This is a genomic window from Colwellia sp. BRX10-9, assembly GCF_014077405.1.
GTDB lineage: Bacteria > Pseudomonadota > Gammaproteobacteria > Enterobacterales > Alteromonadaceae > Colwellia_A.
Genome location: NZ_JACGVV010000059.1, coordinates 1 through 8,462 on the forward strand (window position 1 = coordinate 1; position 8,462 = coordinate 8,462).

3 protein-coding genes are annotated in these 8,462 nt (G+C 37.6%); 1 reads left to right on the forward strand and 2 read right to left on the reverse strand.

Annotated features, from left to right (window positions below; translation table 11 throughout):
- Together H4J69_RS19035 and H4J69_RS19040 are read right to left on the reverse strand one after the other, a co-directional pair.
- On the reverse strand, window positions 1-3,974 hold a 3,974-nt coding region (locus H4J69_RS19035; RefSeq protein WP_182252036.1), incomplete at its 3' end, for an Ig-like domain-containing protein.
- Window positions 3,975-4,330: 356 nt separating this feature from the next.
- The gene (locus H4J69_RS19040) at window positions 4,331-4,882 is read right to left on the reverse strand and encodes a PEP-CTERM sorting domain-containing protein (RefSeq protein WP_182218524.1); all 552 of its coding nucleotides are present in this window, start codon (window positions 4,880-4,882) and stop codon (window positions 4,331-4,333) included.
- A 910-nt stretch (window positions 4,883-5,792) separates the two neighbouring features.
- Here H4J69_RS19040 and H4J69_RS19045 point away from each other — a divergent pair.
- On the forward strand, window positions 5,793-7,682 hold the full coding sequence (locus tag H4J69_RS19045; RefSeq protein WP_182244844.1) for a DEAD/DEAH box helicase: 1,890 nt from the start codon (window positions 5,793-5,795) through the stop codon (window positions 7,680-7,682).
- Window positions 7,683-8,462 lie beyond the last annotated feature (780 nt).

Genomic DNA, 8,462 nt, shown 5'->3' on the forward strand with positions numbered 1-8,462 from the left:
TCTGCTATCGTGACAGTTTCACTATCATCACTTAAATCTGAAATCGGTGTTACTGAAATTGTTAAGGTAGAAATTTCTGTGTCACCAGCACCATCAATAACGGTGTAGCTTATCACTGGCACAGCACCGTTGAAATTGTCATTGGGTGTAAAAGTGTAACTACCATCAGTATTTAAAGTTAACTCGCCTTCAGCAAGACTTACCGTTTCACCTGCATTATAAGTATTACCATCAACAGTAAAGCTGGTGACAGTTAATGGTCCATCAAGGCTGTCAGCGTTATTAAGCACATTGCCAGAAACTCCTGTATCTTCAGCTGTTGTGACAGATTCATTGTCATCATTAAGATCTGAAACCGGTGTTACTAAAATTGTTAAACTAGAACTCTGTGTATCACCGGCACCATCAGTAACGGTGTAGCTGACTACAGGCACACTGCCATTGAAGTTATCGTTCGGTGTAAAAGTGTAACTACCATCTGCATTTAAAGTGAGTTCACCCTCAGCAAGAGTAACCGTGTCACCTGCATTATAAGTATTACCATCAACAGTAAAGCTGGTGACAGTTAGTGGACCGTCTGCAGTTTCAGCATTATCTAACACATTGCCTGTGGCGGTTGTATCTTCTGCTATCGTGACCGTTTCACTATCATCACTTAAATCTGAAACTGGTGTCACTGAAATTGTTAAGGTAGAGCTCTGTGTGTCACCAGCACCATCAGTAACGGTATAAGTAATAACGGGCACACTACCATTGAAGTTATCATTCGGAGTAAAAGTGTAGCTACCGTCTGCATTTAAAGTTAACTCACCTTCCGTGAGGGTAACCGTGTCACCTGCATTGTACGTATTCCCACCAACAGTAAAGCTGGTGACAGTTAGTGGACCATCTGCAGTTTCAGCATTATCTAACACATTGCCTGTGGCTGTTGTATCTTCTGCTATCGTGACCGTTTCACTATCATCACTTAAATCTGAAACTGGTGTCACTGAAATTGTTAAGGTAGAAACTTCTGTGTCACCAGCACCATCAATAACGGTGTAGCTGATCACTGGCACGGCACCGTTAAAGTTATCGTTCGGTGTAAAAGTGTAACTACCATCAGTATTTAAAGTTAACTCGCCTTCAGCAAGACTTACCGTTTCACCTGCATTATAAGTATCACCATCAACAGTAAAGCTCGTTACCGTGAGTGGTCCATCTACGCTGTCGGCGTTATTAAGCACATTACCAGATACTGGGGTATCTTCAGCTGTTGTAACAGATTCATTGTCATCATTAAGATCTGATACGGGTGTTACTGAAATTGTTAGAGTAGAACTTTCGGTATCACCGGCACCATCTGTGACGGTATAAGTAATTACAGGAACAGCACCATTGAAATTGTCATTTGGTGTAAAAGTGTAACTACCATCGGTATTTAAAGTTAATTCACCTTCAGTGAGAGTAACCGTATCACCTGTATTATAAGTATTCCCATCAACGTTAAAGCTGGTTACGGTTAATGGTCCGTCTGCAGTTGCTGCATTATCTAGAACATTACCAGAGACTGCTGTATCCTCAGCTGTTGTAACAGATTCATTATCATCAATAAGATCTGATACGGGTGTTACTGAAATCGTTAAGGTAGAACTATCCGTATCACCTGCACCATCAGTTACGATGTAGCTGACCACGGGCACAGCACCATTGAAATTGTCATTGGGTGTAAAAGTGTAACTACCATCGGCATTTAAAGTGAGTTCACCTTCAGCGAGAGTAACGGTATCACCAGCATTATACGTATTCCCATCAACAGTAAAACTCGTTACGGTTAATGGTCCATCTGCAGTTGCTGCATTATCCAAAACGTTACCAGAGACTGCGGTATCTTCAGCTGTTGTAACAGATTCATTGTCATCAGTAAGATCTGATAACGGTGTTACTGAAATTGTTAGCGTAGAATTATCGGTATCACCTGCACCGTCAGTAAAGGTGTAGCTGACCACGGGTACACTGCCGTTGAAATTGTCATTTGGTATAAAGGTGTAACTACCATCGGCATTTAAGGTTAACTCACCTTCAGTGAGAGTTACCGTATCACCTGCATTGAAAGTATTTCCATTAACAGTAAAGCTGGTTACGGTTAATGGTCCATCTGCAGTTGCTGCATTATCTAGAACGTTTCCAGAGACTGGGGTATCTTCAGCTGTTGTAACAGACTCATTATCATCAATAAGATCTGATACGGGTGTTACTGAAATCGCTAAGGTAGAACTATCCGTATCACCTGCACCGTCAGTAACGGTGTAGCTGACCACGGGCACAGCACCATTGAAATTGTCATTTGGTGTAAAAGTGTAACTACCATCGGCATTTAAAGTGAGTTCACCTTCAGCGAGAGTAACGGTATCACCAGCATTATACGTATTTCCATCAACAGTAAAACTCGTTACGGTTAATGGTCCATCTGCAGTTGCTGCATTATCCAAAACGTTACCAGAGACTGGGGTATCTTCAGCTGTTGTAACAGATTCATTGTCATCAGTAAGATCTGATACAGGTGTTACTGAAATCGTTAAGGTAGAACTATCCGTATCCCCTGCACCATCAGTAACGGTGTAGCTGACCACGGGCACAGCACCATTGAAGTTATCATTGGGTGTGAAGGTATAACTACCATCTGCATTTAAAGTGAGTTCGCCTTCAGTGAGACTTACCGTATCACCTGCATTGAAAGTATTTCCATTAACAGTAAAGCTGGTTACTGTTAATGGTCCATCTGCAGTTGCTGCATTATCCAAAACGTTACCAGAGACTGGGGTATCTTCAGCTGTTGTAACAGATTCATTGTCATCAGTAAGATCTGGTAACGGTGTTACTGAAATTGTTAGCGTAGAACTATCGGTATCACCCGCACCGTCAGTAACGGTGTAGCTGACCACCGGTACACTGCCGTTGAAATTGTCATTTGGTATAAAGGTGTAACTACCATCTGGATTTAAAGTGAGTTCACCTTCAGCGAGAGTAACCGTATCACCTGGATTAAAAGTATTACCATCAACAGTAAAGCTCGTTATAGTCAGAGGGCCATCTGCAGTTTCAGCATTATTAAGTACATTGCCAGAAACTGAGGTGTCTTCAGCTGTTGTAACAGATTCATCCGCATCAGTAAGATCTGATACGGGTGTTACTAAAATCGTTAGAGTAGAACTATCCGTATTACCTGCACCATCGGTAACGGTGTAATTGACCACGGGCACCGTGCCATTAAAATTATCAGCAGGTATAAAGGTATAGCTACCGTCTGCATTTAAGGTAAATTCACCCTCTACTAAATTAATTGTCTCGCCCGCATCGAAAGTATTACCATCAATGCTAAAGTTAATCACACTTAATGGGCCGCCTGCGCTGGCACCATTATCTAGCACATTACCTGTGGCTGATGTATCTTCTGCTACAGTGACATTTTCATCAGCATCAAATAAGGCAAAGTTATCATTATTATTTTCGTTATCTAAATCACCGGGTAAAACAAAAATATTATTTTGTTCTGTTGTATCGTATCCAGCCTGCGCTAACGTTTCATCGCCTGTTCTGTTTACCGTGGCAAAACTTGTACCTTCATTACTAGTAAGACCAGCAGTTGTTTCAGGAAGCTCTGCATCAATATCAGCATCAATTAAATCTTGAATTGCTGAAATTTCATTCTGAATATTATTGATATCTTCACTATCAACACTTTCTGTATTGTTATCAGGAGAAATTATATCTACACGAATTTCATTTACCGACTCAGCTTCGTAGCTGTAGACTTTATGCTGACTTCCATCAGCATAAGCTAATAAAATTTCACTGCCTTTGATTAAATTAAGAACGGCGCCTGCTTTAACGACATCACCAACTTGTAATAGAGTATCTACAGCCACATCGGTGTGAATTTCACCTTTAACATTAATGACTTGTGCACTTTTTGGGTTGGTATAGTTTTCCATAAACAACTTCCTAATGATTTGGCTTACCACATACTCTAGACAATCTAAAAATACTGCAGCTGATTGATAACTGTAAACATACTTATGGGGTTACATATTACAAGTATTTAGACTAAAGACAATGTATTTTAGGTGGTCTTCTAATGAATTGATTAACAGATAAATTAAATAAAAAGATTAAGTTTTAATACAGAAATATTATAAAACTTAATCTTACAATAATGATTCAATGTATAGGGTCTGTATCTCAGTTAAATAGATGTTATTTATAGAGATAATACATGCAAAATAGATATTAATGTTCTGTAACAATGGCGGTATCGAGTGACACCGCCTTGATTATGATAATAAAATTATTAGTTTTTGAACCTACGAGAGACTAATCCAATTAAAGCAAGTGAGAAAATAGCAATTGTTGATGGTTCGGGCACTGAAGTAGTCACTGATTTAAATACATAATTAAAGTATATTCCTTCAAACGCTCTATCATAAACGTATGCTGAAACATCACCCTCAGCGTCATAACCAATACCACCAGCTAGATTAGTTGCTCTGGCTTGATCGTATGATGTAACACCAGCTATTCGATATTGCTGGTAAAAAGCTTCTTTATTAACAATATAATCTTCAATATTAGTATAGTCAGTAATTACGTTTGTACTTAAAGCGTATGATACTGGAATTGTAGGTTGACCAAAGATAAATTCTGCGGCCTCAATACCATTATAAGTAGCAGGTTTAAGACTATAATCATCACCACCAGTTATATCAAAAGAACCTATATACTCCCATTGGATTCCAGTATCGTCAGAATAAAGATCACCAATAATTAATCCCGCATTTGCTCTATCGGCAACAAAAAGAGATAACACACAAACTACAACAATATTTATGATTTTAGAACTCATACAACTTCCTTAAGCCCTTAATGGGTTAATAATTTGATGTCGCATAACGACATTTACTTCAAGACACTTGTGGTATGCAAGATATACACCAAAAATAAAACCCTATTTAATTCAATGGCTAATATTCAAATATAAACTTCATTTTTGATAACTGTTAAAAAACACGACACTAAAGCATAACTAAAAAAATTATAATTTAATAACACCTTCGGTACATGATACCTGAATTAATAATTTATGCTAATTTTCAATTTTTATACCTTTCTCTTATGTTAGCAATAATAATATGTTGTGGAGGTAATACTTCTAACTCTCACAATTTTTTAGCCTAATTTTAAGCATTTTAAGAGATAGATAAATACACCACCAAACATTAGGGTAACCTAGTCGTTTAAGATCGATTGTAAATCCTTTCCTAACATTCATTTGTTCAACTTTCATATATTACTAAAATGCAAAAGCTTCGTGCGTTCATAACTTCTTGTTTATATACCCCTTGCTATAGAGATTTGAGCGCTATAAAACAAAAAACCATAATCTTTTAATTATCGGTTTTTCTATATTTTGTGTGAAGAATGGGACGTCTATGGGCACTGGTTTTATTCAATAAATTTCCACTAGAGTAAACTCATGATCATTATAGATAAGAAATTAAACAGATAAATTGTCTGTTTGATTTTTATGAAGTACTCCCTAGTTACTAAGAAGAGACTGTAAAGTTACCTATCAGTACTACTTTGTATAACTTTTTGCAAAAAAATCATATTAGGGCTCAATTACCTCAGTGGTGTTCCCAGTAATGCGCAGCATATTAGTCTTTTATTAAACCCTACTATTAGATTAACTGCTACAAACTAATCAAGGTTTAAAGTTGGTTTTAAATTTTGGACTTATCCACTACTTTGCTATTATGGCTGTTTTCATTTCCCTATTAAGGCAACAGCACTGCGTGGAAGTTTTTCAACTTAGAGATTATCAACAAGAAGCTGTTTCGGCGGTGCTTAAACACTTTCGAAAAACCAACGAATCTGCGGTGATTGTTTTACCTACAGGCTCAGGTAAAAGTTTGGTAATTGCCGAGCTTGCTCGGTTGGCAAAGCGAAAAATACTGGTACTCACCCATGTCAAAGAATTGGTCGAGCAAAATCATCAAAAATATGAAAGCTATGGTGTTACCGCCGGTATTTATTCGGCTGGATTAAAACTGAAAGAAACTCAGCACCAAGTCACGTTCGCCAGCATACAATCGGCAGCTCGCAATTTAGATGACTTTAGTGAGCCCTACTCCTTAATTATTATTGATGAATGTCATAGAGTTAACTTAGCCAGCACTGAGCTGGTTAAAGACGAAGCTAAAGGGGAGCCCAAAGAGCAAACACAAGAAAAAGCAAGCAAGCTGTCCAATACTAACCAGTATCAACAAATTATTGAAAAATTGATGCAAGTTAATCCCCATGTTAAATTATTGGGTTTAACCGCAACCCCTTATCGTTTAGGTATGGGCTGGATTTATAAAAAACATTACCGTGGTTTCATGCGAAGTGAAGAAAAACGACCTTTTGAGCACTGTATTTATGAACTACCCCTTCGTTACTTAATTAAACGCCAGTATTTAACCGAACCTAATTTAGTCGATGCCACCATAGAGCATTATGATTTTAGTCGCCTGCGAGCAAACGCCTCTGGTGAATATAGTCCTACTGATATCAATCATCTATTAAATAAAAATCCCCGGGTGACTCAAGGCATTATTGAGCAGGTCATTGAGTTAGGCTATAAACGTCAAGGTATTATGATATTTGCCGCTACAGTTGAGCATGCAAAGGAAGTCTTTAGTTATTTACCCGCCAAATTGAGTGCTTTAATTACCGGTGCTACCGACAATACTGAACGCGATAAGTTAATTAAGGCATTCAAGCGTAAAGAAATTAAATACCTGGTTAATGTTTCAGTATTAACCACTGGCTTTGACGCACCGCATGTCGATATGATTGCGATATTACGTCCAACACAATCAGTTAGTCTCTATCAGCAAATCATCGGTCGTGGTCTGCGTTTGAGTGATAACAAAAAAGATTGCTTGGTCATTGACTATACGGGCAATGATTTTGACCTCTATCATCCCGAAGTCGGTGAGAAAAAGCCGAATAGTAAAAGTCAGCCGGTGCAAGTTATTTGCCCAAGTTGTGAATTTCCCAATTTATTTTGGGGCATTTGTGATGATGATGGTTATTTAGTGGAACACTACGGCCGACGATGCCAAGGCCTAATTGAAGAACAAGGGTCAGAGAGCCAATGTAACTATCGTTTTGTATTTAAAGAATGCCCTCACTGCGGTGGTGAAAATGACATAGCTGCTCGTAACTGTTTACAGTGTCATGAAGTCTTGGTTGATCCCGATGATATGTTAAAAAAGGCACTGCAACTTAAAGATTCAAAAATTATTCGTTGCGCAGGTCTTAATTTAACGAAAGTTAGTGATAAGGGAGCTGATAAGTTAAAAATCACTTACCATGACGAGGAAGGCGTTGAACTCAATGAATCTTTTGACTTCACTAAGCCAAATCAAGTTAAAGCGTTCAATGATATCTTTTCTAAACGCCTTAGCGCTAAAATTAGTGTTCAGCTGGGCTCTACTGGATCGTTTGAAGTGACTACACTTGAACAAGCATTAAAGTTAGCTAACATATTGCCGTGTCCTGACTTTGTCATTGGTAGAAAACAAAAATTCTACTGGCGTGTCAAAAACAGACTTTTTGACTATCAAGGTAAATACCGAAAAGCCAATCAGCTCAAATAGACTCAAATAGACTCATAACATACTACATAATAAAAAAATGATAAGCCTAATATAAAAATGAACGCACAAACTTAACAAGATCAATTTTAAAATTAAAATTAATTAGTTATCTGAGTGTAAGGTAAAGGATATAGCAGTGCTATAAACACATGTTTAAAATTTCTAACTTTCAAAAAGCAAAAAACCGCTAATCTTTCGATTAGCGGTTTTTCTTTGTTTGGCGGTGAGAAAGAGATTTGAACTCTACTCGAAGGTTTAGTGCTATAAACCCTTATTTAAAATTTTTAGTTTTTAAAAAGCAAAAAACCGCTAATCTTTCGATTAGCGGTTTTTCTTTATTTGGCGGTGAAATAGAGATTTGAACTCTACTCGAAGGTTTAGTGCTATAAACCCTTATTTAAAATTTAACTATCAAAAAGCAAAAAACCGCTAATCTTTCGATTAGCGGTTTTCTTTATTTGGCGGTGAGAGTGGATTAGAACTCTACTCGAAGGTTTAGTGCTATAAACCCTTATTTAAAATTTTTAACTTCAAAAAGCAAAAAACCGCTAATCTTTCGATTAGCGGTTTTTCTTTGTTTGGCGGTGAGATAGAGATTTGAACTCTACTCAAGGTTTAGTGCTATAAACCCTTATTTAAAATTTCTAGTTATCAGAAAGCAAAAAACCGCTAATCTTTCGATTAGCGGTTTTTCTTTGTTTGGCGGTGAGATAGAGATTTGAACTCTAGAAGGGCTATAAACCCTTGCTGGTTTTCAAGACCAGTGCTTTCGACCACTCA